At 42.2% G+C, this 24,895-nt stretch carries 20 protein-coding genes; 5 read left to right on the top strand and 15 right to left on the bottom strand.

Going from position 1 to position 24,895, the window contains the following annotated elements; translation table 11 throughout:
* Window positions 1–23: 23 nt before the first annotated feature.
* On the bottom strand, window positions 24–2,129 hold the full coding sequence (gene recG, locus PY092_RS14405) for an ATP-dependent DNA helicase RecG (RefSeq protein ID WP_275616504.1): 2,106 nt from the start codon (window positions 2,127–2,129) through the stop codon (window positions 24–26).
* Between the two features lie 46 nt (window positions 2,130–2,175).
* Between recG and PY092_RS14410 the strand changes: the two genes are divergently transcribed.
* The gene (locus tag PY092_RS14410) at window positions 2,176–4,266 is read left to right on the top strand and encodes a M1 family metallopeptidase (protein WP_275616505.1); all 2,091 of its coding nucleotides are present in this window, start codon (window positions 2,176–2,178) and stop codon (window positions 4,264–4,266) included.
* Window positions 4,263–5,177 carry a patatin-like phospholipase family protein gene (locus tag PY092_RS14415; RefSeq protein ID WP_275616506.1) on the top strand — a complete coding sequence of 305 codons (915 nt, stop codon included), beginning with the start codon at window positions 4,263–4,265 and terminating at the stop codon, window positions 5,175–5,177. The genes PY092_RS14410 and PY092_RS14415 overlap by 4 nt, the downstream gene beginning before the upstream one ends.
* 160 nt (window positions 5,178–5,337) lie before the next feature.
* Here PY092_RS14415 and PY092_RS14420 read toward each other — a convergent pair whose 3' ends face one another.
* From PY092_RS14420 to PY092_RS14440, 5 genes are all read right to left on the bottom strand, one after another.
* Window positions 5,338–5,859, bottom strand: coding sequence for a DUF7935 family protein (locus PY092_RS14420; protein WP_275616507.1), 522 nt, complete (start codon window positions 5,857–5,859; stop codon window positions 5,338–5,340).
* Window positions 5,860–5,936: 77 nt separating this feature from the next.
* Complete coding sequence (locus tag PY092_RS14425; protein ID WP_275616508.1) at window positions 5,937–6,710, bottom strand: hypothetical protein; 774 nt, start codon at window positions 6,708–6,710, stop codon at window positions 5,937–5,939.
* Window positions 6,711–6,748: 38 nt separating this feature from the next.
* Window positions 6,749–8,323 carry an FMN-binding glutamate synthase family protein gene (locus PY092_RS14430; RefSeq protein WP_275616509.1) on the bottom strand — a complete coding sequence of 525 codons (1,575 nt, stop codon included), beginning with the start codon at window positions 8,321–8,323 and terminating at the stop codon, window positions 6,749–6,751.
* Between the two features lie 248 nt (window positions 8,324–8,571).
* Window positions 8,572–8,727, bottom strand: a complete 156-nt coding sequence (locus tag PY092_RS14435; protein ID WP_275616510.1) for a hypothetical protein — start codon at window positions 8,725–8,727, stop codon at window positions 8,572–8,574.
* Between the two features lie 205 nt (window positions 8,728–8,932).
* Window positions 8,933–9,472 (bottom strand): DsrE family protein, encoded by a 540-nt coding sequence (locus tag PY092_RS14440; RefSeq protein ID WP_275616511.1) that lies wholly within the window; start codon window positions 9,470–9,472, stop codon window positions 8,933–8,935.
* 103 nt (window positions 9,473–9,575) lie between these two features.
* On the opposite strand from PY092_RS14440, the gene PY092_RS14445 reads away from it, so the two are divergent.
* On the top strand, window positions 9,576–11,945 hold the full coding sequence (locus tag PY092_RS14445; RefSeq protein WP_275616512.1) for an ATP-dependent helicase: 2,370 nt from the start codon (window positions 9,576–9,578) through the stop codon (window positions 11,943–11,945).
* Between the two features lie 40 nt (window positions 11,946–11,985).
* Here PY092_RS14445 and PY092_RS14450 read toward each other — a convergent pair whose 3' ends face one another.
* Both PY092_RS14450 and PY092_RS14455 read right to left on the bottom strand, forming a co-directional pair.
* Entirely contained in the window at window positions 11,986–13,188 is a 1,203-nt protein-coding gene (locus tag PY092_RS14450) for a hypothetical protein (protein WP_275616513.1), read from the bottom strand.
* Window positions 13,189–13,307: 119 nt separating this feature from the next.
* Window positions 13,308–13,931 carry a hypothetical protein gene (locus tag PY092_RS14455; RefSeq protein ID WP_275616514.1) on the bottom strand — a complete coding sequence of 208 codons (624 nt, stop codon included), beginning with the start codon at window positions 13,929–13,931 and terminating at the stop codon, window positions 13,308–13,310.
* A 230-nt stretch (window positions 13,932–14,161) separates the two neighbouring features.
* Here PY092_RS14455 and PY092_RS14460 point away from each other — a divergent pair, with 230 nt between their 5' ends.
* Entirely contained in the window at window positions 14,162–14,782 is a 621-nt protein-coding gene (locus PY092_RS14460) for an L-threonylcarbamoyladenylate synthase (RefSeq protein ID WP_275616557.1), read from the top strand.
* A 55-nt stretch (window positions 14,783–14,837) separates the two neighbouring features.
* On the opposite strand, the gene PY092_RS14465 is transcribed toward PY092_RS14460, so the two are convergent.
* From PY092_RS14465 to PY092_RS14475, 3 genes are all read right to left on the bottom strand, one after another.
* The gene (locus PY092_RS14465) at window positions 14,838–15,710 is read right to left on the bottom strand and encodes an OmpA family protein (RefSeq protein WP_275616515.1); all 873 of its coding nucleotides are present in this window, start codon (window positions 15,708–15,710) and stop codon (window positions 14,838–14,840) included.
* 97 nt (window positions 15,711–15,807) lie between these two features.
* Complete coding sequence (locus PY092_RS14470; RefSeq protein WP_275616516.1) at window positions 15,808–16,809, bottom strand: glycosyltransferase family 2 protein; 1,002 nt, start codon at window positions 16,807–16,809, stop codon at window positions 15,808–15,810.
* A 12-nt stretch (window positions 16,810–16,821) separates the two neighbouring features.
* Window positions 16,822–17,268 carry a type I restriction enzyme HsdR N-terminal domain-containing protein gene (locus PY092_RS14475; RefSeq protein WP_275616517.1) on the bottom strand — a complete coding sequence of 149 codons (447 nt, stop codon included), beginning with the start codon at window positions 17,266–17,268 and terminating at the stop codon, window positions 16,822–16,824.
* A 26-nt stretch (window positions 17,269–17,294) separates the two neighbouring features.
* Here PY092_RS14475 and holA point away from each other — a divergent pair, with 26 nt between their 5' ends.
* Window positions 17,295–18,296, top strand: coding sequence for a DNA polymerase III subunit delta (gene holA / locus PY092_RS14480; RefSeq protein ID WP_275616518.1), 1,002 nt, complete (start codon window positions 17,295–17,297; stop codon window positions 18,294–18,296).
* A gap of 2 nt (window positions 18,297–18,298) precedes the next feature.
* Here holA and PY092_RS14485 read toward each other — a convergent pair whose 3' ends face one another.
* The 4 genes from PY092_RS14485 to PY092_RS14500 all read right to left on the bottom strand — a co-directional run bounded on the left by PY092_RS14485 (window position 18,299) and on the right by PY092_RS14500 (window position 24,879).
* Window positions 18,299–18,679, bottom strand: coding sequence for a DoxX family protein (locus PY092_RS14485; RefSeq protein ID WP_275616519.1), 381 nt, complete (start codon window positions 18,677–18,679; stop codon window positions 18,299–18,301).
* Between the two features lie 99 nt (window positions 18,680–18,778).
* Window positions 18,779–21,190 carry an alpha-ketoacid dehydrogenase subunit alpha/beta gene (locus tag PY092_RS14490; RefSeq protein WP_275616520.1) on the bottom strand — a complete coding sequence of 804 codons (2,412 nt, stop codon included), beginning with the start codon at window positions 21,188–21,190 and terminating at the stop codon, window positions 18,779–18,781.
* A gap of 157 nt (window positions 21,191–21,347) precedes the next feature.
* Window positions 21,348–24,137 (bottom strand): gluzincin family metallopeptidase, encoded by a 2,790-nt coding sequence (locus PY092_RS14495; protein ID WP_275616521.1) that lies wholly within the window; start codon window positions 24,135–24,137, stop codon window positions 21,348–21,350.
* A 55-nt stretch (window positions 24,138–24,192) separates the two neighbouring features.
* Window positions 24,193–24,879: an LOG family protein gene (locus tag PY092_RS14500; protein ID WP_275616522.1), complete on the bottom strand. Its 687-nt coding sequence runs from the start codon at window positions 24,877–24,879 to the stop codon at window positions 24,193–24,195.
* Window positions 24,880–24,895: the final 16 nt, after the last annotated feature.

Consider the following 24,895-nt stretch of genomic DNA (forward strand, 5'->3'; position numbering starts at 1 on the left):
TTGAAGTACGGCAGATGATTTAATCAACTAATATAATTCCAAATGGTTTTATTGGCCATCATTTTGGAATAGGCGTTCAGAATGGGGGCATTTTCCGGCTTTTCCAATCTTGGGTCGTGCTTTAGTAGTTGAATGGCATGGTAGCGAGCGGTTTTCAAAATTTGATTGTCCTTCACAATATCAGCAATCTTAAGATTGAGCATACCGCTTTGTTGCGTGCCCATTAAATCACCAGGTCCACGAAGTTTAAGGTCGACCTCCGCAATCTCAAAACCATCGTTGGTGCGTACCATGGTTTGTAATCGAGTTTTGGAGTCTTCGGAAAGTTTGTGGCCTGTCATTAAAATACAAAAACTTTGTTCTGCGCCTCGGCCCACACGCCCACGAAGCTGGTGCAATTGGGAGAGGCCAAAGCGCTCGGCACTCTCAATGATCATCACCGAGGCATTGGGTACGTTTACGCCTACTTCAATGACGGTTGTGGCAATCATAATCTGGGTTTCCCCTTTAACAAAGCGCTCCATTTCGTAGTCTTTGTCAGCAGGCTTCATTTTTCCGTGCACAATGGAAATTTGATACTCGGGCTGTGGAAAATCACGGGCAATACTTTCATAGCCATCCATTAAGTCCTTGTAATCAAGTGCTTCAGACTCTTGGATAAGAGGATACACAATATAGATTTGTCTACCTTTTTTGATTTCATCTTTGATGAAACCAAAGACCTTCAGTCGATTGCTGTCGAACCTGTGCACCGTTTTAATCGGTTTTCGACCAGGTGGTAGTTCATCAATTACCGAAATATCCAAATCCCCGTACAGACTCATCGCCAAGGTTCTTGGAATAGGGGTGGCCGTCATTACCAAAATATGGGGTGGTGTCTGATTTTTATGCCACAATTTAGATCGTTGCGCCACACCGAATCGGTGCTGTTCGTCCACAATCGCCAAACCAAGGTTTTTGAACTGGACTTTATCCTCCAAAACCGCATGGGTGCCCACAAGTATGTTCAAATTACCATTTTCCAGTTGATTGTGGAGTAAGGTGCGTTCGGATTTCTTCGTAGAACCTGTCAGTAATGCAATTTTGACATCCATATTCTCCAAAAGCTCTTTGAGCCCATTGTAGTGTTGTGTCGCCAAAATTTCGGTGGGGGCCATCAAACAGGTTTGAAAACCATTATCAATCGCCAACAACATACACATTAATGCTACAATGGTCTTGCCTGAGCCCACATCACCTTGCAACAAGCGATTCATTTGGGCATTGCTGCCCAAATCGTTGCGGATTTCCTTAATAACCCGTTTTTGGGCTTTGGTCAATTCAAAGGGCAAGTGGTTTTCAAAGAATTCGGTAAACTTTTCACCTACGGCCTCAAAGGGCATCCCTTTGATTTTTTGCTTCCGCTGTAAATTTTGGGATATCAATCGTAATTGCACAAAAAACAGCTCTTCAAACTTTAAGCGGAACTGTGCTCTGGCCAACAATTCCTGATTCTTCGGAAAATGAATATTGAACAGCGCGGAACTCTTCGAAATCAATTTTAATTCTTCCAAAATAGTGGGCGATAACGATTCTGGAAACTTGCCTTGGCATTCCAAGAACAATTGTTGGATCATTTTGCCCAGAACTCTATTGGTAATGCCAAAATTTCCCAATTTCTCGGTTGAGGGGTAAATGGGTTGCATCACCATTTTCAATCCTTGTTGATGTTTTTGTAAGGTCTCCATTTCGGGATGTGGCATCGAGTAGGTGCTTCCGTATTTGTTGACCCGGCCAAAGACCACGTAGGGTTCGTTCAATTTTAAATTTTCCTTGATCCATTTATGCCCTCGGAACCAAACGAGGTCCATTTGTCCCGTTTCATCCACAAATGTGGCCACCAAACGCTTTCCCCGTTTTTGTTCCACCATTTTTATATGGATAATTTTGCCCACTACCTGTACATCGGCACCGCTGGGCTGTAGCTGGTTTATCTTGTAATAGCTCGTTCTGTCTAGATAGCGGTTGGGAAACAAGTGGAGCAGGTCCCTAAAGGTCTCAATGTCCAATTCGGCCTTTAAAGCATCAGCCCGATTAGGGCCAACACCTTTTAAATATGCTATAGGAGTTTGCAGAAAATTGGGATTCATCGAACTAAAATATGTAATTTGGAAGGACTTTTGATAAGATGATGGTATGAAGCTGAGCCCCGCAGTCATTTTTTTCTTATTTGCGCAAGTCCTGTCCTCTCAAATTCAGGATAAAGTGGACTTTATCCGTGCTGATGTTTTCATCGAACCCACACCTGCTGAAAACCGTCTTAATGGTAGTGTTGCGTATCAATTTAATGTGATTGAGGATGCGGATTCCTTTTTCTTGGATGCCGTGAATATGGAATTTTCCAATGTTTCTTTCGATGGTGTAAAAGTAGATTACGATTACAATGGCAAGAGAATCACCATTAAAAACGAAATGAAAGGAGGGGAGAACCACATCGTTTCGATGGATTATGTGGCAAAGCCAAAACAAACGGTATATTTTTTGGGATGGGACGATAAAGTTAGGAACAATGAACAGGTTTGGACCCAGGGCCAAGGAAAATATACTAGCCATTGGTTGCCCAGTTTTGATGATATGACCGAAAAGGTCGAGTTTGACCTTGATATCATGCTAAAACAAAAATATACGGTAATTGCCAACGGGAAACTCATCACAAAAAAAAGCTTGCCCGATTCTAAGGGCTATGTATGGCAGTTTGATATGGAGAAACCAATGAGCAGCTATCTGGTCGGTTTTGCCATTGGGGACTACAATAAAAAAGCTATTGAATCATCTTCGGGGGTGCCCATAGAGTTGTATTACGAACCCACTGATTTTACCACAGTAGAGCCCACTTACCGCTATACCAAGCATATTTTTGACTTTTTGGAGACAGAAATCGGTGTTCCCTATCCGTGGCAGAACTACAAACAGGTTCCAGTTCAGGATTTTCTGTACGCTGGGATGGAGAACACCACTTGTACCATATTTTCCAACCAATATGTGATAGATTCCGTGGCTTTTGTGGATAAAAACTACGTGAACGTCAATGCGCACGAACTGGCCCACCAATGGTTTGGCGATTTGGTCACTGAAACCAGTAGTGAGCACCATTGGCTGCACGAGGGTTTCGCCACATTTTACGCTTACTTGGCGGAAAAGGATATTTTTGGCGATGATCATTACTATTGGCATTTATTGGAAACTGCCAATGCCTTACAACGTTTTTCCGGTGATGACGGAGGCGAAGCATTGCGAAATTCAGGAGCTGGAAGCCTTACGTTTTACGAGAAAGGAGCCTGGGCCTTGGTAATGCTGCAAGATAGACTGGGAGAGAAGGCCTTTAAAAAAGGGATCCGGAACTATCTGAACAAATATGCATTTAAGAATGTGACCATTCCCAACTTGATGGAGGAACTGGAAAAGGTATCCAACACCGATCTTAAAGATTTTGAGCAATTGTGGTTACAGAATCCCGATTTCCCTTATGAGCATGTAGTTTCATTTTTGCAGGAGAAGAATCCGTCCATCAAAACGTATTTTGAGTTGAAAGATAAGATAACGAAGCAGCCAAACAAGACCGAAGCAATTTTAAAACGGCATTGGAGAAAATTAAAATCCAGTCAATTGAAGGAAAACCTTGTTTTGGATTATGGGGTCAACTTGTCTCCCGAGTTACTGGGTTCCATCCTTCAATCTGGAGATTTAAAAACAAGGCAAGCGGTAATCCTGTCGCAGAACAAAATCCCTACGGAACTTAAAATTGAAGCAGAAAGCCTTTTAAAAGATAAAAGTTATACAACGATAGAGGCTGCTCTATATCGTTTGTGGACAGATTTCCCTCAAAACAGGAGCAAATACCTTAATGAAACAGATGGAATTACAGGTTTTCCAAATAAAAACATCAGATTACTATGGTTGACGCTAGCTTTGGTCACTTCTGAGTACAATAAGGATTCAAAGGCAGTCTATTTTGATGAATTAAGCGGGTATACAGGTTCCGAACATCATTTTGAGACCCGTTTGATTGCATTTCAGTATTTGAAGAGTATCGGTGGCTTTACAGATACAGTGCTTAAGAACTTGGTGGAGTCCTGTAGTCATCATGTATGGCACTTTAAAAAATCGGCCAGGGAAATATTGAGCGACTTTTTGCAATCCGAAGGGAACACGGCCCGTATTAAGGGACTTTACCCTTTGTTAAGTCAGGAAGAAAAACAATATTTGGAGAAAACTTTAGGTGAATGAGGGCATTGGTCATTTCGGGAGGAGGTAGCAAGGGAGCCTTTGCTGGTGGTGTTGCCCAATTTTTGATTGAAGAAGCCAAGCACGATTACGATCTATTCGTTGGCACCTCCACGGGAAGCCTTTTGATTTCCCATTTGGCCTTGAACAAGTTGGACAAGATCAAGCACATCTATTCAAACGTCGACCAAGATAGCATATTCAATAATTGCCCGTTCATCATCAAGAAAAAACATGGCATTGAGACGATTGCCATCAATCATTGGAATGTCATCAAAAACTTTATAAAGGGTAAAAAGACCTTTGGAGAGAGCGAGAACCTCCGAAAATTGATCCGTAGGTCCATCACTATCGAAGAGTTCAATGAATTGAAGCAGGGTAAGATGGATGTAGTGGTCACGGTGTCCAATCTATCACTCAATCAAGTGGAATATAAATCCATAAACAATTGTACCTATGATGAATTCATTGATTGGATATGGATTTCGTCCAACTATACACCGTTTATGAGTTTGGCAAAAAAAAATGGATGTGAGTATGCCGATGGGGGCTTGGGAACTTTAGTTCCCATTGAAGAAGCCCTGAACCGCGGGGCAACCGAAGTCGATGTGGTGGTGCTCCATACTGAGGTAAACCATTTGAACCGTATGTCGTCCAAAAACCCATTTGATTTGATTACCACCATTTTTGGGTTTATGCTCGACCGTATAGAGAATCAGAATATCCGTATCGGCAAGTTGGTGGCCAATCAGAAGGATGCCATCATCAATTTTTATTACACGCCTACGGTCCTTACCACAAACTCATTGGTCTTCAATAAGGAACGAATGACCTTGTGGTGGAAACGTGGTTATCTGTATGCCAAGAACAAGAACGAGGAAACGAGTCCCATTGAACCCGATAAACAGGAATAGGCTGTTTGATGTCAGATGCTTGGTGTAGGAGAACTCGGGAAGTCAGTTGGCAGTTTGCAGTAACTCAATAACCGATAACTCCTAACTCTAAACTTGAGTCTTGGCTCGTGTTTCTCTTCTTTTTGTGCTAGGTTTGGACTTGGCACTTGAACTTAATTTATTAATCCCAAAGTTCGCTTACCTCTTTTTTGACAAACGCAAGGGCCGCAGCAGAGGGAGATTCCTTCTCCATGGTCTGGTTAAGGATGTCCTCCCGCAATTTATCAGGCGAATCGGTTTCGCTCATTCCAGCGGAACGAATGATTTGTATGGTAGCGTTTTTAGCCGTTTTGATGATGTTCCAACACCCATCGGACATATAGATCTGCTGCGATAGATTGTGTTCGAACTCCGTTTCAATCTGTTTGATCAGCAAGTTTTCGTAATCACTCTTCTTTTTCCCGGTTGGCGCTACACGGACCACAAGGCTGTTCAGGGCAATCCGTTCCAAGAAAAGGGCCATACGCTCATAGGCTTGCAAACGAATGGGCAAGGTTTCCTTTTGGGAATCTTTGTGCAGCAAAAACCGTCTGCGTCCATCTTCGTTTCGTGTATGCAATCTAAAAAAATAGAAAGCGACCGCGCCAGTGACAACGGCTGGTAATAAATAAGCAAATAACTGAAGTATTTGATCTCCACTCATAAGGTAGTCTGGTTTTTCATTGATTTTACACTACCTAGAACGCATCAAAATCCCAAAAAGTATTTCAGGCCAAAAGGTTATTGCGCCCCTTTTGCACTTTCTTTGGCCTTAGCGTAAAACCCTTTGTAATCGGGTTGTAGTTTGATGTTGATGCCTTCCTTGAAATTACCATCCTTGGCGGTAACACTGATGCTTTCCGCGGGAACCTCCAAAACGGTTACCAATTCCGAAGCCACAGTGGCCACTTGGTTGTAGGTAGGGCCAAACTCACCAGTGATGTTCAGTCCCTCGACGACAGTCTTGAAATTTGGATTGGCTTTAATCACGTTGGCAACACCGGCCAACCATGTTTTTCCCTCTTCTGTCAATGCTGCATCTGTATCCGAACCAAAAAGGGAGCTCAGGCTGTTACTGATAATGACGATACCTTGCTCAACGCCGACTTTGGCATTTTCGCCCATTGTTTTTTTAATGTTTGTCAATGAAACAATGGCAGTGGAATCGTTGGAAGAAATCATGTCGTTGATGCCACTGAGTTGTTTTTCCTTTCTTGCCAAGGCTTCCATGGCACGATCTACGTTGTCCGAATTTTGCTTGGATAGCTTGGAAAAGTTGCTCATGTTGCCCAAAAGCGTGGCATTGGCATCCCTAAGGGTTGCGTTTTCCGATTTCAGGGTTTCTGCTTCCGCATTAGCGGACGATATTTCTCGCTGTGCTATGGCCAGTTCCTGCTCCACTTCGGAGATTCTGGACTTTAAGGTGTCAATTTCAGCAAAAAGTTCACTTTTTCGTTGGGAAAAAGCACTTGTGGTTATTGCCAGAAGTAGGATTAGGAGTAAATTTCTTTTCATAAGTGGTACAATTGCCTGTTTAAATATTTGGGTCTAAATTAAAATGTTTTTTTTAATACCGGTCTTCCACCAAGGTGTTCGCAATCAAAAAGCTTCTGCATGGACTCAAATTCGACTTTTTCTTTTTGATATCGATAAACGGCCTCCAAGTTGCTGCTAAGATAATCATCATCCACATTTACTTGCACATCATTCATATTAAATTGACAGGGATGTTCGTAACCTGCTGCATGTGTGATTTCCAAAAATTCTTTTCTGAAAGTTTTGAAGTATTGGGCCAATCTATCGGATTTTAACGGCACATTGATGCCATTTTGGCGCCATTTGCTTTGTGTGGCAACCCCAGCAGGGCATCTATTGGTGTGGCAAACCTGGGCCTGAATGCACCCAATGCTCATCATGGCCTCACGGGCCACGTTGATGCAATCGGCTCCCATGGCAAATGCCATTGCCGCTTTTCCGGGGAAGCCCAATTTTCCACTGCCAATAAATACGATTCTTTCCGTAAGCCCGCGTTCCAAGAACAAACTGTATACTTTGGAAAATCCATAGGTCCAAGGTAGGGAAACATGGTCGGCAAAACTTGGAGGAGCTGCACCGGTCCCACCTTCACCGCCATCGATAGTGATGAAATCAGGTCCTTTTCCTGTTTTTTTCATTAAATCGGCCAATTCCATCCACTGGTCCACTTTTCCGATGGCGCCTTTGATGCCAACGGGCAATCCGGTTTTTTCTGCAATGGATTCAATAAAACCCATGAGTTCAGGAATGGTGGAAAAAGCCTTGTGGGTAGGAGGGGAGATAACATCCTTGCCCACCTCAACACCACGGATTTCAGCAAGTTCAGGTGTTATTTTTGAGCCAGGAAGTACGCCGCCTTTGCCAGGTTTCGCTCCTTGGGATAGTTTTATTTCAATAGCTTTGATGCAAGGGTTTTCATCTACCAAGGTTTTCAGTTTATCCATGGAAAATCCGCCATCTTGGGACCTTACCCCAAAATAGCCTGTTCCAAAATGAAAAATAACGTCCCCACCTTGTTTGTGATAGGGGGAAAGACCACCTTCACCAGTGTTGTGGTATGCGCCACATTTTTCAACGCCCTTGTTCAATGATGCTATGGCAGCAGCCGACAAAGACCCAAAGCTCATGGCGGAAACATTGATGATCGAGGCAGGCCGAAAGGGTTTTCTACGTTTGTTGTAAGCCCCCATTACCTTCGCGCAAGGTAAAAAATAAGGATTGCTTTCATTGGGATGGTCTTCGGGTACTTGAAACCCGATCATTGCATTTTTAATGAAGATATGTTGGTGTTTGTAGATATCCCTATCGGTTCCAAAACCTTCATAATTGTTCTCTTTTTTGGCTGATGCATAAATCCAGCTACGTTCAATACGGTTAAATGGGAGTTCTTCCCTGTTGTTGGCCACAAAATATTGCCGCATTTCCGGCCCAATGCTCTCCAACCAATACCTTAGGTGTCCTACTATGGGGTAGTTATGGCTAATGGTGTGGGCTTTTTGGAAAAAAATATCACGTATGGCGACCAATAAAAGAAAAATCAATATCCAGACCCACCAAGGGATATCGCCCAGAAAATCAAGGAATGCTTCCATTTGTTTAATTTGACGTAGTGGCTACAAATATCAATCCCCAATATCCAAAATCCAAATATTGGAAGATATTGACCCCAAGTTTCACATTAAAATAGCATCAGTTCGAGTTTTTCCTTTGGAAAAGGATCGAAAACGGGCATCAACCAATATCCACCCTTAAATCCTTAATAATAATTTTTCTGCGAATCTTTTTAAAAAACACTCGAATTGACAAGTTTGAAAATACCTATTTGCTTCTGTCCAAATATTCAGATGTAACTTCGGATTTGAAGTGAAGGTCGCTCCATTCGGTCCGGTAGTGCATCAATATCAGCGCTACGTGCCACCACTTTGGCCGGATGGTCTCTTTTTAAAAGTCCCGTCACACTGGTTTGGTCGGCCCCGGTTTGCACTTTGATTTCCAAGAATTTTAACTGTGCGGCTATTTTCTCCGCAGTTTAAAACCTCCTATTGTTCGGCTCTGGATGTTGGCGCATATCGTATCGTCATTGAATCACTTTGGATCCCACTGCGGCAATGTCCGATGCTGGATCATGGTTTTGGGCATGCAGGATAAAATCGGTCAGGCATAGGGTAAGGGACAGTGTTTTATCATGATGGCGTTGTGGTTTATAATTTGATGGGACGGTATCCTTGGTTTTGCAATTGAATATTTGCAGTCATTGCCGAGAGGGCAATTTTCACTCCAGGAATCAAATCTTCTTTTGGGAGGTCTCTTGTTTTGGAGGATTGCCCGCACATTATCACTTCCACTCCGGCATTCATTAAACTTTCAACCAGTTCGCGGTTCGGGTTGCCCACCTTATATCTTTTTTTAAAGGCTTGGTCTGTCAATAAGTTTCTTGCTGCAGTACCGTGCACAATGAGGGCAACCGTTAGTTGGGAAGCGGGGATTCCGCTTTGTGCATGCATGTTCAAAAAGCGTGCTACGGTATTTAGGTTTCTATTGATCTCTGTATCCGATTCCGGTCCGTCCTTTACATCAAAAACCACTTTGAATTCTTGTGATTTGTCCGTTTTGAAGTCGGGGTTGTCTATTTCCCAAACAGCACCATGGTTTTCTATGATGGGGCCTGTTTTGGTGGTTTGTGAAAATCCTGAAAATGCAACGATAATTAAAAAAAATAGGGGAGTACGATAGATATTCATTGGTTATTTTAGTTAAGGGGTTTAAATATATTTAAAAATCAAACCAAAAACAGTATGCGGTGTTTATAAATATTGAAAGCTTGATTTTAGCAAAAGGTCAATAATGGCTAATTTCACGCCTACTTTTAAAAGTTTCTGGCCCTTGAGTAATTTTATAGATGAATTGAATGATGCGCAGCGTGCCCCGGTATTGCATAAGGATGGTCCTTTGATGGTCATTGCCGGTGCGGGCTCGGGAAAGACACGGGTACTTACCTACAGAATAGCCCATTTGATGGAGCAAGGGGTGGACTCCTTTAATATTTTGGCCCTGACCTTTACCAATAAGGCGGCACGTGAAATGAAGAAACGTATTGCTACCATTGTGGGTAATTCCGAAGCCAAAAACCTTTGGATGGGTACCTTCCACTCCGTTTTTGCCAAATTGCTCCGTTTTGATGGCGACAAATTAGGCTACCCGAGCAATTTTACCATATACGATACCCAAGATTCCCAACGATTGATTGCTGCCATCATCAAAGAAATGGGGCTGGACAAGGATGTGTACAAGTACAAACAGATCCAGAACCGGATTTCCTCTTATAAAAACAGCTTGATCACTGTCAAGGCTTATTTCCAGAACCCAGAATTGATGGAGGCGGATGCCATGGCAAAACGCCCAAGGTTGGGGGAGATTTATCAGAACTATGTGGACCGATGCTTTAAGGCAGGTGCCATGGATTTTGATGATTTATTGCTACGTACCAACGAGTTGTTGACCCGTTTTCCGGAGGTGTTGATGAAATATCAGGATCGTTTTAGATACATTTTGGTGGATGAGTACCAGGATACCAACCATTCACAATACTTGATCGTGAAAGCGTTGTCCGATAGATATCAGAATATTTGTGTAGTGGGGGACGATGCCCAGAGTATTTATTCCTTCCGTGGGGCGAACATCAGCAATATCCTCAATTTTCAACGGGATTATGATAATGTGGCGGTTTATCGTTTGGAGCAGAACTACCGTTCCACTAAAAACATTGTAAATGCTGCAAACTCCATTATCGCGAACAATAAAAACCAGTTGGAGAAGAATGTATGGACCTCCAATGACGATGGCGGACTCATAAAAATACACCGAAGCGCTACCGATGCTGAGGAAGGTCGATATGTGGCGGGTTCCATTTTTGAGAACAAGATGCAGCAACAGATGCAAAATGGTGATTTTGCCGTGTTGTACCGTACCAACTCACAATCCCGTGCCATTGAGGACGCTCTTCGTAAGCGTGATATTCCCTATCGTATTTATGGGGGATTATCGTTCTATCAAAGAAAAGAGATCAAGGATGTACTTGCTTATCTGCGATTGATCATCAATCCAAAAGATGAGGAGGCGCTAAAACGGGTCATCAACTTCCCGACAAGGGGGATTGGCCAAACTACTATCGATAAACTTGTGGTGGCAGCCAATCATTATGGACGTTCCATTTATGAGGTCATGGAGCATTTGGACAAACTCAATCTGAACATCAATGCGGGGACCAAACGCAAGTTGAAGGATTTCGTTACCATGATCAAGAGTTTCCAGATCATGAACGAAGGTTCCGATGCTTTTACATTGGCAGAGCACGTGGCCAAAAAGACAGGGCTTTTGTTGGAGTTCAAAAAAGATGGTACTCCTGAAGGGATTGCCAAGATGGAGAACATCGAGGAGCTATTGAACGGTATCAAGGATTTTGTGGAGGGGCAAAAAGAAGTTGTTGATGCTACGGGAAGCCTGACCGAGTTTCTGGAAGATGTGGCCCTTGCCACTGACATGGACAAAGAGGTGGAGGATGATGACAGAGTGGCCCTTATGACCATTCACTTGGCCAAAGGACTGGAGTTCCCTTATGTGTACATTGTGGGAATGGAAGAGGATTTGTTTCCGTCTGCCATGAGCATGAACACACGAAGTGAGTTGGAGGAGGAGCGGAGACTGTTCTACGTTGCCCTTACCCGTGCGGAAAAACAAGCATTTCTTACCTACACCCAAAACAGGTATCGTTGGGGTAAGCTTATCGATGCCGAACCTAGTCGATTCTTGGAGGAGATAGAGGAGCAATATGTGGAGAATCTGACCCCTGTGAACGATGGCTATCGGTATAAGTCCATGATCGATAAGAATATTTTTGGGGAAGTGGACAAAAGCAGGCTTCGGCAGGTAAAACCAACAAATGGCACGCCGCCAAGTGTTCAAAAACCCAACGAGAACCAGTTGCGTAAACTAAGGAAACTGAAACCAGAGATTTCCGCTCCATCCAAATCCATGGATTTGGATCCGGGCCTTGTTACAGGGGCAAGGGTAAACCACACTCGCTTTGGAAGAGGGAAAATACTCAATATTGAAGGTGTGGGTAGCGATAGAAAAGCGGAAATCCATTTTGATCAAGGGGGCATCAAAAAATTGCTGCTCCGTTTTGCCAAGCTTGAGGTTCTGGACGATGCATAAGCAGTATTTTGCTTTCCGATAATCCTCCTAATAGGTTTCCCTACTCTGAAAACCCGCAATATAGTTGCCCCGTAGGCATTACCGTGGGATAATCAGCCTTGTAATCCAAGATGTGGGTTTTAAAATACCTGGTTTGGTCTCCATATAAGGAATCACATTTGGGCTTTTCTTTGAATTCATCATTCTGGCTGATTGGTTGGGAAAACAATAAAACACCTTTTGTAAGTTTTGCACCAGCTTGGGAAATGCTGGAAACATACCTTTGTTTATGGATGTCGTAAATCAATAAAGGCGAGCTGGTCGGTATGCCGGACAGTTCGAGGAACAAAAATTGATTTCTTTTAGCCAATAATCGAGCATCATACCCATCAAAAGTGAGCTCTAGTGGTTTTGCATTACTGTTGCTGCTGATTTTGATTACCGTTGTTTCTTCTTTTGGGTAGTAACTGTGTTCAACTTCAGTGTTATCCTCAAAAACAAGTCTGTGGGAAGTTGTGTTTGCCACTTTTATGGTATCGATGGGTATTTCAGCACCTTTTAAAAAACCATGGTCAAAATTTTTGGTGCCAAGAAAAGTATCCGCAGTGACAGGAAAGCTTATTTGGGATTCTTCAGGTTGATAACCATCTCCATTCAAAACCATTGGCCTGTAAAAAAATCCCCAATCTTCAATAGAATAGGTTTTCTCAGGGACTAGAATCCGGATGCCATCATCACTTACCACAAAATCAATGGTATTGTCCAAAGGGTAACTGATCGTAATCGTATTTTGTTTTTCAGGAAAAATGTCAGCTTTTTTCAAACCATCATGCAGGGTAAGGGCATAAATTGAGGTGTAAAATTCAACACTGGATGATTGACCGGAACCTTTGAGCAGGTAAACGGATTGTTCCGCTTTGTGGTCAAGTTTGTATATGTCGCTAAATCTCAGGGATTTTTCGTCTAAAACAAATGATTCCACCCTATCATTATTTGTATGCAGTAGAATGGGGTTGACCTCTGGGCTGGACCCTCCCAGTCTTGTATTCCAAGAGAGGACGATCATTACCGTATCTTTTGAAATGGCCAGTGATAATTTCTCCTTCATGTTTGCTTTTGCAAATTCACGGGCAGCATCAGGGTGGTTTACTTGGTCAATCGTTTCCATGATCTGCTGATTGATTGATGAAGCAAGTTCCCCAAAATTTGCTTCATTACTATTCAATTGTCCCAATTCGTGAATCAGAACGGAGACTGAATCCATGATTTCTTTTCCATTTGTAATCTCCGAAATGGATTTTTTGGAGGCCTCTTTACATTGGAGGAAAAGCAGGGATAAAAATATGAAGGGGATGGTCTTGTTCCACATGGCATTGAGCCCCTTTACAGTGGGGTATTGTTTACGTAGGCTTCATCGGGTAACGGGATTTGGGATTCCGCCAAGTACCCGTTGGTTATTTTATATCCTTTTGCGGTTGAATCGGTTGCATCTTGGTTTTCGGAAGAACTGCCCAATAGAAGGTATACGGTTTTATCTTCAGTCTGTTTTCTTGATTTTATCTCGTGGTAAATCATTGATTTACCGTATAGGGATGATGCCAGTACTTTGTTGTCGGATTTATAAAGCGCAATATTCTTGATGCTATTGCCCAAACAATCCATTTTGGTATACCATGAAAAAACACCAAATTGTTCATCTTTTGAGACTACAAAGTCAATCTGGTTTGTATTGGCATCAAATGCCTTGGCTATGCTATCAAATGCTTTGGAAGACCTGATATTTTCAACCATTCTCCGCATTTTTTCATTGATGGTCACTATTTCGTCCAAATTTCCGCAGTCAGAAGCATCCATTTGGTCAAGTTGCATCAATAGCCTATCCAATTCAGCTAAAGTGTCCTTGCCATTAAAGTGATCGTTTTTGGATTTATTGGGAGTGCCACAACCCAAACAAAGTATCAGGAAGCTAAAGCCCATCAGTGATATGGAAAATATTTTTGATTTCATGGGAACGTTATTTTTATTTAAAGTTGAGGCATTTATTTCAATATTGATGGTGACAATTAACCAATGCCCCATATGGATTGACGAATGCCTGTTTTCCTTTTATAGAGATTCCAAAAAATGGATGGGTTGGGTGCTTTATCATATATTTAACAGGGTGTTTTTGGATGCTCGACACGCTACAATAAGTAGTATCTTTGTAATCAATCCGTTGGGAATTATTCAAATAGATGATGGCAGAGCTGATTAAACTTTATGAAGAAAACCCCAATCCAAAGCAGGTGGAAAAAGTCGTGAACGTGCTTAGGAAAGGAGGTCTTGTGATATACCCTACGGATACGGTTTATGGGCTTGGTTGTGATATTACCAATTCCAAGGCTTTGCAGCGCATTGCAAGAATTAAAGGGGTAAAGTTGGACAAGGCCAATTGGTCCTTTATTTGTGCTGATTTGAGCAACCTGTCGGATTATGTCCGGCAGATAGACAGTACAACATTTAAAATATTAAAGCGTACGCTTCCCGGACCTTATACGTTCATACTCCCAGGGAACAATAATCTTCCCAAAGATTTCAAGAAAAAGAAGACCGTGGGTATCCGTGTGCCCGATAATGGGATTGCCCGGGCCTTGGTGGCAGGGTTGGGACATCCCATAGTTTCCACGTCCATTCGGGATGAAGACGATATTTTGGAATATACCACCGATCCGGAACTCATTTATGAGAAATGGCAGAACTTGGTGGATATTGTGATTGATGGCGGTTATGGCGATAATGTTGCTTCGACGGTCATAGACTTGTCGGGAGATGAACCTGAGCTTATACGTGAGGGCAAGGGAAGTCTTGAAATTTATTGAATAAAAAAAGCGGCCAATTTGGCCGCTTTTCTATTTCTAAGCTAAAGCTCATTTCTTATTTGCCTGTACCTCCGATGGCAGGATCTTTCATTCCTTCTTCAATCATGTTGTAGAACTGATCGATTTTTGGAAGTACAACGATTCTTGTTCTTCTGTTCTTGGCTCTGTTTGCTGAAGTATCATTGTCCACAAGTGGTATGTAGTAGCTACGACCAGCAGCAGTCATTCTAGCAGGGTCTACGCCAAAATCGTTCTGAAGGATTCGAACAACGGAAGTTGCTCTCTTCACACTCAAGTCCCAGTTGTCTGCAAGTTCTGAAGTTTTGATTGGCACATTATCCGTGTGGCCTTCGACCATAAATTCAAAATCAGGTTTGTTGTTCACTACTTTGGCTACTTTACCAAGTACTTCTTTTGCAGCACTGGTTACGTTGTAGCTTCCGCTTCTAAACAACAATTTATCAGAAATGGATACGAATACAACACCTTTTTCAACACTGATTTCGATGTCATCGTCATCCAAGTTGCCCAACACCCCTTTTAGGCTCTGTACCAAAGCAAGGTTTACAGAATCCCTACGTGTTACGGCATTTTGGAGTTTTCTAATGGTAAGGTCTTTTTCTTGAAGACTCTCAAGGGATTTCTCAAGGTTTTCCGCACCTTTTGTGGTAAGCGTTGTCAAGTTGCCCATGTTGTTGATGAGCTCTTGGTTGTTTGCTTTTAGGAATGCGTTTTGATCTTCAAGGGTTTTCAATCTAGAGCTTGCAGTTGCTTTTTCTTCCAAACAGTCGTTCAATTTAACGGTTGCTGAGTTCAAAAGGTCTTGTGCTTCTTTGTGCTTGGCTTCCAAATCGGCATATTTCTTTTGCGATACGCAAGAAGATAAAAGCACTGTCATCGCCAATGTTCCTAGAAAAATTTTTTTCATAGTTCAGAGTATAATTTAAGGATTGTTAGATATTTCAAAAGTTAAAGAAACTACACCAAAATTAGAGAAAAAGCAAAGCCTCCATATTTTGGTATCGTTAATCTTTTACTAAAATGTTAAAATTCTCTACTTGATGTACGAAATAAGACCATACAATGGATGTCGCAATATGGTACTTTAATATAAAATTAGCTTTTTCACGCTTTCTATACATTTTTATAAAGTTAGCATAAAAACTCAAATGGGCCTTGAGTATGGCAAAACAGTGATCGAATTTTAATTGGAACACGAAACGTAAGGCTGCAATGCCATCCAAGAGCAAACGTGCAATTATGATGGGAAACGCTTTTCTTCTGGGAAGATTTTTTGTGATGGAGTAGAGGGAGTTCCTGAAATTGAGAAAGGTCTTCTTCGGATTCATATTGGATAACGTACTTCCTCCTAAGTGATAAACCTCACTTGTGCCTACATAGTACACTTTATGACCAGCATTTTTGGCACGCCAACAAAGGTCAATCTCTTCTTGATGGGCAAAATAATCTTCATCAAAACCTTCCACTTCCTTAAAAACGTCACTTTTGATGAACATACAGGCACCTGTGGCCCAGAACACTTCCCTTGTGTCGTTGTATTGCCCTTCATCCTTTTCGATGGTCTGAAAAATACGCCCTCGGCAAAATGGATACCCGAACATATCCAAAAAACCTCCTGCGGCCCCAGCATACTCAAAATGGTCTTTTTTGTTCAAGTCCAATATTTTGGGCTGGATAATGGATGCATCAGGAAGGGATTGAAAGGCATTTCTTATGGGGTCCAACCAATTTGGTGTAACCTCTACATCTGAATTAAGGAGACAGAAGATATCGGCCTCAATATGTTCAAGGCCATCATTGTAGCCTTTGGCAAAACCACCGTTGGTACTGTTTTGGACAATTCCGACCTTTGGATAGTGCTGTTTTAAAAAATCAACCGACCCATCGGTGCTGGCGTTGTCCACCACATAAATATCGGCGTCTTTGGAATAGTCCATGACCGAAGGCAGGAACCTTTCGAGCAAGGCTTCCCCATTCCAATTGAGTATGACTACGGCGATTTTCAAAACGGAGGCAAATTAACGGCTAAAATCAGGAATATCCTTCAAAAAGGTATATTTTTCATTTTTGTGATCCATTTCACAGTAGTAATGTTCCAAGCCATTGGTCACCATTAAATACTCGGCCTTTAGCTCATAGTTGTACCTTGCGATCTGATCAAAGGTATCTTGTGTGATCTTTACTTCTGGAGCCTTGCACTCGATCAATAGAAAGATGGAGCCATCAGGATTGAATACAACCACATCGTATCGTTTCTTTAGGTTGTTGACCGTGAGCTGTTTTTCAACGTTGATTAAGCTCTTTGGATAATTTTTCGTGAACACTAAATAGCGAAGTACGTGTTGACGCACCCATTCTTCGGGTTGGAGCACTACAAATTTTTTACGTAGCCCATCAAAAATGTACTGCCTATTTTGGCTATTTTTGATTCGAAACGAATAAGGCGGAAAGTTCAAATCTTGCATTCTACAAATCTGGTGATATAAATTGAATGGACAAAGTAAAAGAGATCGTAGCGGAAATCAATAAGGGAAATCCAAAACCTATCTATTTTTTGATGGGGGAGGAGCCTTATTACATTGACCGTATTTCCCAATATATTGCAGAAAACGTTCTTACGGAGGATGAAAAGGGGTTCAACCAGATGGTATTGTACGGTAAGGAGACCTCTGTGGATGAAGTGGTTGCCAACGCAAAGCGGTTCCCCATGATGGCCCAGTACCAAGTGGTGATCGTAAAAGAGGCGCAACACCTTTCCCGGACCATAGAAAATCTTGTTGCCTACGCGGAAAACCCGCAACCGACCACAATTTTGGTGCTTTGCTATAAGTACAAAAAACTGGATAAGCGTAAAAAGCTCTACAAAACCATTACAAAGAGCGGAGAGCTTTTTGAGAGTAAAAAGCTGTACGAAAATCAGGTGGCAGATTGGGTACGAAGAACCTTGGCCAGTAAAAAGTATAAGATTTCCCCCAAGTCCTGTGTAATGCTGGTTGAATTTTTGGGAACCGATTTGAGCAAAATCAGTAATGAACTGGACAAACTCACTTTGATTGTGCCTTCGACCACTGAAATCACTCCCGAACTGATCGAAGAGCACATCGGTATCAGTAAGGATTTCAACAATTTTGAGTTGAAAAAGGCAATTGGGGAACGCAATGTGAAAAAGGCTTCACGAATCATCGATTATTTTGCCCAAAATCCAAAGGATAATCCGTTTGTGGTAACGGTTACTTTATTGAACACTTTCTTCACACAACTGTTGCAATATCATGGGCTCAATGACCATTCTCCAGGCAATGTGGCCAAAGTGTTGGGTGTAAATCCGTACTTTGTGAACGAGTATGTGGTAGCTGCAAAAAACTACCCCATGAAAAGGGTCAGCGGGGTTATTTCCAGTCTAAGAACATTGGATTTAAAGAGCAAAGGGGTGGGCGCCAACAATATGGCCCAAGCCGATTTGCTGAAAGAACTCCTTACCGAAATAATATAGGATTATTTTCGGTCCACGCTATATTTGCCGGGTCCCAATAGCATAATGACCACAAATACAACCAAGTAAAGAAGTGCTTTTTCTTTGTTACCTCCAAAGGAGTCAGCACCGTGGATGATGAAACCAGCGACAAACATGGTAATAGCGGTGGGTATAGCGGCCCAACGTGTTTTAAAACCAATGATCATCAAAAGAGGGCAAACAAATTCAGCTACAACGGCCAAAAACAGTGATGGAGCTTGGCCAATACCAAAAGGGTTGGCAAATTCCGTGTTACCGTTGATCAGGTTCATAAGCTTTGGGTAACCATGGGTCAGCATAAAAGCAGAAGGTACGATTCTTAATATGGCAAGACCTAGGTTGATTAAAGTGTTGTTTCTCATGTGGGGATTTTTTTAATCCACGTGAAAATATAAATTCTGTTTTAGAAAACGTAACAATAATTGACGAAAAGTGGTTTTGAATTGACCTATACCAAAAATCTACCTAAGTACAGGATAGGATTTTGGGTCGGATTCGTGCATGATCTGGTACACTTTCTCAAATATGTCCTCTGCATTGGGTTTGGAAAAATAATCCCCATCAGAAGCATAAGCTGGGCGGTGTGCCTTGGCGGACAACGTTTGAGGGGCACTGTCCAAGTGGCGGTAACCACCTTGTTTTTCAACCACTTCTTGTAACAAATAAGCAGAACAGCCTCCAGGAACATCTTCATCGATTACCAAGAATCTATTGGTTTTTTGCAGACTTTTCACCACATCGTGGCCCAAGTCAAATGGAAGCAATGATTGTGCATCGATTACTTCGGCATCTATACCTACTTCCAAAAGTTCATTGGCCACTTTTTCAACGATTCTCAATGTAGAACCATAGGATAGCAGTGTAATATCTGTTCCTTCTTTAAGGGTCTCCACTTTTCCAATGGGTGTGCAAAAATCTCCTAGGTTGGAAGGCTTCCTTTCTTTTAGGCGATATCCGTTTAAGCTTTCGATGATCAGGGCAGGTTCGTCACTTTTCATGAGCGTATTGTAGAAGCCCGCGGCCTGAGTCATGTTTCTAGGGACCAGGATGTACATACCCCGTAATAAATGAATCAATCCGCCCATAGGTGATCCTGAGTGCCAGATACCTTCCAATCGATGTCCTCTTGTACGAACGATCAATGGAGCTTTTTGCTTTCCAACGGTTCGGTACATCAAGGAGGCCAAATCATCACTCAGGGTTTGAATGGCGTAAAGAATGTAATCCAAATACTGTATTTCGGCAATGGGGCGCAACCCGCGTAGTGCCATCCCGATTCCTTGGCCGATTATGGAGGTTTCCCGGATTCCTGTGTCGGCAACCCTGAGTTTACCATATTTCTTTTGAAGACCTTCCAGCCCTTGGTTTACATCTCCAATGTTTCCGGTGTCCTCCCCAAAAACCAAAGCCTCTGGATACATACTGAACAATTTATCAAAGTTGTCCCTTAAAATGATTCTGCCATCCACTTCTTCGGCATTATCGGAATAAGAGGGTGTTACTTGTTCCACTGTTGTGGCCTTGTTGTCCAGTTCATTATAGAGATGGGAGCTGTATTGTGGTTCGTTGGTCGCCAAAAAATCATCCACCCATTGTTGAAGCTGTTTTTTCTCTGGTGTGGATTCTTCCAAAAGATACCGAAGCGCTTGTCTGGATTTGGAGGCCAAATCTTTTTTCAAGGGTTCTTCGATGGCGATCAAATCGTTTTTCAATTTGGTGATAAAAGCTCGATTTGGACTTTGGCTCGCAACTTTTTCGAGCAATTGAACCAATTCCTTTTTTGCTATCAGCTGTGGCTTTAAAAACTCGGACCAAGCATCTTTTTTGGCTGCCCGGACTTTGTGTTTTATGTCACGCTCCATTTTTTTCAGGTCTTCTTCGGTACTGATGCCATTTTCTAGAATCCATTCCCTGAAACGTTTGTTGCAATCATTTTCCTTTTCCCACTGTAACCGCTCGGAAGACTTATACCTTTCGTGTGACCCAGAAGTGGAGTGGCCTTGTGGCTGTGTAAGTTCCGTTACATGGATCAATACGGGCACATGGTTTTCACGGGCGATGTCCGAAGCGTTCTCGAATGCATGGATCAATGCGGTGTAATCCCATCCCTTGACTTTTAAAATCTCGAAGCCCTTTCCGTCATCATCACGTTGGAACCCACTGAGTGCTTCTGAAATATTTCCTTTGGTCGTGTGGTATTCGGATGGTACGGAAATCCCGTATTCATCATCCCAAACACTGATGACCATGGGCACTTGCATTACACCGGCGGCATTAAGTGTCTCAAAGAAGTGTCCTTCACTGGTGCTGGCGTTACCGATGGTTCCCCAAGCAACTTCGTTTCCGTTTTCGGAAAAATTGGTTTGATCAATACCATCAACATGTCTGTATATTTTGGAAGCTTGGGCCAAGCCAAGCAAACGGGGCATTTGACCTGCTGTACAGGAAATATCCGCGCTACTGTTCTTTTGCTCCGTTAGGTTCTTCCATGTTCCATCTTCGTTCAAACTGTGTGTCACGAAGTGGCCACCCATTTGCCTACCGGCACTCATGGGCTCTTTTTCTAAATCCGTTGTGGCGTATAGCCCGTGGAAAAATGCTTTGGGGCTCAAATATCCCAAGGCCATCATAAAGGTTTGATCACGATAATAACCACTTCGGAAATCGCCATCTTGAAAAGCTCTTGCCATGGCCAATTGGGGAAGTTCCTTTCCATCGCCGAAGATTCCAAATTTGGCTTTTCCGGAAAGTACTTCACGACGTCCCATCAAGCTGCATTCCCTACTAGTGACGGCAGTCCCATAATCTTGTAGGATTTGAGATTTAAAATCATCAAAAGAAATATCGTTGCTTGTACTAGGGTTAGGTTTCATAGATCGTTCAAGATTTCTGCGAAATTACTAAAAAACCATCAAAATTGCAATACTGAATCCTGTTAATGAATTGAAATAAATTTAAAATTAAACCTAAAAAAATGAAAATATTTTAATAAAAATACATTTTAAAAGCTATTGATTGTCAAATTAACAATCAAAACCACTTTCTTGTAAACAGGCCGATCAGGGTCCTTGGGCTTATGGTCACTACAAACCTGATGCGTTGACCATAGTTGTTTTCAGCAATTTCCCAGCCTCTGTTCGAGTAAACAGGGAAGTACAGTTCAAAATAATCCGTCACTAGATTCAAACGAACCCCTGAATCATACACAAAACGGGTGTCATGTCCTTTGTTTTTAATGAATCCGAGATCGCCATAAGCTTCCACCCAACGCCAAATATTGGTACTTGCATTGGTGGTCGCGATCCAATCGTTGGCAAAGGGGTTTTCAAGTTTTGATTTAAACCCGCCTTCGGCAATGATAACCTGTTGGCTGTAAAGTCCAGAATCTTCAGACCTACCCAAATAGGCTAGGTCAAACATATAATCCGTGGGTCTGTCCAAAGCAAAACTGAAAAAGTTTGACGCTGTTTTGTTCCGCAAAAACTTACCTGCGTAAAACCGAAGATTGAGCTGTCTATTGCTCTGGAAGAGCTTTCGGTATTCCAACTCAAAGGCAAGTTTGGTAAATTCACTGGAATGCTGTGCATCCACAGACCAAGAGGAGTAGTTCAAAATATTATTCTCCACATCCGTAAAACGAACGTTCATTACCCCGTAATCGGGATCGGTGTCCAATTCGCCAACCAAACTCTCATCAATGTTCCTGAATACACTTCTGTATCGGAACAGCAAACTTTGCCTACGGTTGGACAATAGATCATTGGGGCGCCATCCAAAGACCACAGCAGGGGTGATCGTGGTAAACCTTGAATTTTCCTGAAAGTGCGAGGTGGATGCCGAAAACGAATAGTTGGTAACATAAACCCCAGTTTTCTTATGGTACTTACGGTATCTGAAACCAACTTTCCCTACCATGGTGTTTTCCAAAAAGGAGTAGGCGGGCGAAATGTCGTACTGGAACTGCCGCTCCAAAAAGGTTTTGTTGTAAAGCCTTAATCCAGGGGTTACCCCATCATACAGGTTAAAGTTTACGATAGGTACATAAAAAACTTGATTGTAGTACGGGTCTTCGGTATCCTTGAAGAATTGAAATTTTATTTTTTTATTGCTCGATAGCCAACCATTCAAGGTTTTCCAATTGTCACGCTGATTGAATTCTGGGATTTTCTGATCGTAGTTGAGCACCAAACGATCTTCACTTTTTCTAGGGATGGTAAAGGTCTTGGTAGTGTCTATACCCGTGAACCAATATTGTGATACAACTGAATCGTTTTCTAGTCCAAAAACGGATATGGGTACATTAGTGCCTCTTTTGTTTTTTAGGGTAAAGGTTATGGAGTCCTCGGTTTTTTCGACTTTTTTGATTTTGTAATCGATTTTATGGTCAGTGGAGACATATTCATCAAAAAACCAATCAACATCTTTATCGGCGTATTTTTGAATGGTTCTCTTAAAATCGGAAGCAGTTGTCCGTTGTTTCTGTTTGTAATTTTTGAAGAAATCCAAGACCGTGCTGTCTATTTCCTTTTTTCCCAGATAAGCGGACAGATACGACATACCTAGCCCAGCTTTGTATCCATTGGCTATTTTTTGGTTGAACTTAATCAAGGAATCATTGGATGTGGTCAGTGCTTGGTCGATGTTTTTTCGGGCAGATAGCATGCTGAACAGTGTGTACTGTTCATTGAAATCCATTTGTGCGAAATGGAAGTTTTTTATTCCCCATATCTGGGAGAGCTTTCCTGCCAATTTTTGATCTGGATAATGCTCTTCCACAAACTTGATCATCAAATAGTACCCAATGGCATCGTTGACCCAGCGTTCCTTTCGCGGGTCCAGATATAAAGATTCCTTTAAATAACTGCGAGTGGCAGTTTTCAAAAACTTCATCTCGAACTGGAACTGCTCTTCGTAGGGCCTTATGAAAGATGGAAGTTGACTAATCCCATAAAGTGGTGCCCTGTTGTAATCAAATTCGCTTACCAATAAATTATCGTGAGGGTATTCCCCTAAATTTTCATGAAGAAACCGGGAAATTTTACTGATGGATATCCCTTGTGCTATTTCCTCATATTTATTGGACTCAATATCCGTTGTGATGGTTAATTGGTCCGTAATATGTTTGGTGAATCCATCATCGATGGTCAAGATGATTTCACAATTTTTTCTTTTATTGCCTATGAGCTGTACATGTTGTCCTTCCGGAAAATCGGAAACACTTGATTTTCTGTAGTTGGTCGCCAAAAACAAACGGTTGGGAAAAGTGAAATTAATCCTTGTTTCCGTCACGTCAGTATACAGGTCATCTAGGTTCATGTTGTTGTACAACTTCCAATCGCCATCAAAAACGGCAGGGGTCAAGTACCAATCCTTTAAATTATAACCTCGGTTATCGGTATGTCCGTAACCAGTGAATTTTGCTTCAGGTAATCTAATGGTGTAGGTAAAAAAAAGCTGTATGGATTCCCCAGGCTTAAGAACTTCATTCAAGGTTACGGAAATAATGTCCATATTGCCCTCTCTTTCCCAGTCCAATCCTGCATAGTTGTCATCTACGATGGTTCTAATGGTGGTCTTGCCGCGTTCTCTGTCCTTTGCCAAATGAAGACTTCTGTTGAATTCCTCTGCAAACCGCTTGGCCAAGGCAGTGTTTTTATTGGCGTAGGCATGGTTCCAATCATTGAAGTAAAGGGTGGTAAGCCCTTGTTGGGATTGGTTGACGTAGGTGAAATGTTGCCGAATCCGTATTTGATTGGTGGGACCATCGAGTGTGGCCACTATCTCATTTTGGTGTTGCGACCACAGTTTGGGGCACACCATAACAATAAGTAGCGAAACGCTAAGTAAAACTCGATGGTTGATCAATGTATTGGGCTTAAAAATTTGGACTCAGTGTTCTGCCTTTGTAGAAAGCATCTATGATTTCTACAACTTCATCTTCGGTATCCACTAATTTGATTAAATCTAGGTCTTTTGGACTTATATTGCCGGCTTCGACCAAGGTGTTCTTGATCCAATCCATCAAACCTTTCCAGAACTCCGTTCCCACAAGAATAATAGGGAAGGTGTGTATTTTATGGGTTTGGATTAGGGTAAGTGCTTCAAAGAACTCATCCAAGGTTCCAAAACCTCCGGGCATAACCACAAAGCCTTGGGAGTATTTTACAAACATTACTTTTCGAACAAAAAAGTAGTCAAAATCCAAACTCTTGTCGTCATCGATAAAGGGATTATCGTGTTGCTCAAAAGGCAGGTCGATGTTAAGTCCAACGGAAGTTCCTCCCGCCAAGTTGGCACCTTTGTTTCCCGCTTCCATGATCCCGGGTCCTCCGCCTGTGATCACTCCATATCCGGCCTCGGATATCTTTTGTGATATTTTTACTGCTAAATCGTAGTAGGGATGTCCTTCACGCACCCTTGCCGACCCAAAAATGGAGACACAAGGGCCTATGACGCTCATTTTTTCGAACCCATTGACAAATTCGCCCATAATTTTGAATATGGCCCATGAATCGTTTGTCTTGATCTCATTCCATCCTTTGGAATGTTTTTCTCTTCGCATATGCATTGTTCTTCAG

It is taken from the genome of Flagellimonas yonaguniensis (assembly GCF_029193885.1).
In the GTDB taxonomy this organism is placed as follows: Bacteria; Bacteroidota; Bacteroidia; order Flavobacteriales; family Flavobacteriaceae; genus Flagellimonas; species Flagellimonas yonaguniensis.

Bases quoted from the DNA above. Each gene is read 5' to 3' on its own strand.
- PY092_RS14475 (WP_275616517.1), bottom strand. From the start codon at position 17,268: ATGCAAGATTTGAACTTTCCGCCTTATTCGTTTCGAATCAAAAATAGC.
- PY092_RS14490 (WP_275616520.1), bottom strand. From the start codon at position 21,190: ATGAAACCTAACCCTAGTACAAGCAACGATATTTCTTTTGATGATTTT.
- PY092_RS14445 (WP_275616512.1), top strand. From the start codon at position 9,576: ATGGCTAATTTCACGCCTACTTTTAAAAGTTTCTGGCCCTTGAGTAAT.
- PY092_RS14425 (WP_275616508.1), bottom strand. From the start codon at position 6,710: ATGAAAAGAAATTTACTCCTAATCCTACTTCTGGCAATAACCACAAGT.
- PY092_RS14455 (WP_275616514.1), bottom strand. From the start codon at position 13,931: ATGAAATCAAAAATATTTTCCATATCACTGATGGGCTTTAGCTTCCTG.
- PY092_RS14420 (WP_275616507.1), bottom strand. From the start codon at position 5,859: ATGAGTGGAGATCAAATACTTCAGTTATTTGCTTATTTATTACCAGCC.
- PY092_RS14485 (WP_275616519.1), bottom strand. From the start codon at position 18,679: ATGAGAAACAACACTTTAATCAACCTAGGTCTTGCCATATTAAGAATC.
- PY092_RS14460 (WP_275616557.1), top strand. From the start codon at position 14,162: ATGGCAGAGCTGATTAAACTTTATGAAGAAAACCCCAATCCAAAGCAG.
- PY092_RS14440 (WP_275616511.1), bottom strand. From the start codon at position 9,472: ATGAATATCTATCGTACTCCCCTATTTTTTTTAATTATCGTTGCATTT.
- PY092_RS14430 (WP_275616509.1), bottom strand. From the start codon at position 8,323: ATGGAAGCATTCCTTGATTTTCTGGGCGATATCCCTTGGTGGGTCTGG.
- PY092_RS14500 (WP_275616522.1), bottom strand. From the start codon at position 24,879: ATGCGAAGAGAAAAACATTCCAAAGGATGGAATGAGATCAAGACAAAC.
- PY092_RS14495 (WP_275616521.1), bottom strand. From the start codon at position 24,137: ATGGTGTGCCCCAAACTGTGGTCGCAACACCAAAATGAGATAGTGGCC.
- PY092_RS14465 (WP_275616515.1), bottom strand. From the start codon at position 15,710: ATGAAAAAAATTTTTCTAGGAACATTGGCGATGACAGTGCTTTTATCT.
- PY092_RS14450 (WP_275616513.1), bottom strand. From the start codon at position 13,188: ATGGATTCAGTCTCCGTTCTGATTCACGAATTGGGACAATTGAATAGT.
- PY092_RS14415 (WP_275616506.1), top strand. From the start codon at position 4,263: ATGAGGGCATTGGTCATTTCGGGAGGAGGTAGCAAGGGAGCCTTTGCT.
- holA (WP_275616518.1), top strand. From the start codon at position 17,295: ATGGACAAAGTAAAAGAGATCGTAGCGGAAATCAATAAGGGAAATCCA.
- recG (WP_275616504.1), bottom strand. From the start codon at position 2,129: ATGAATCCCAATTTTCTGCAAACTCCTATAGCATATTTAAAAGGTGTT.
- PY092_RS14410 (WP_275616505.1), top strand. From the start codon at position 2,176: ATGAAGCTGAGCCCCGCAGTCATTTTTTTCTTATTTGCGCAAGTCCTG.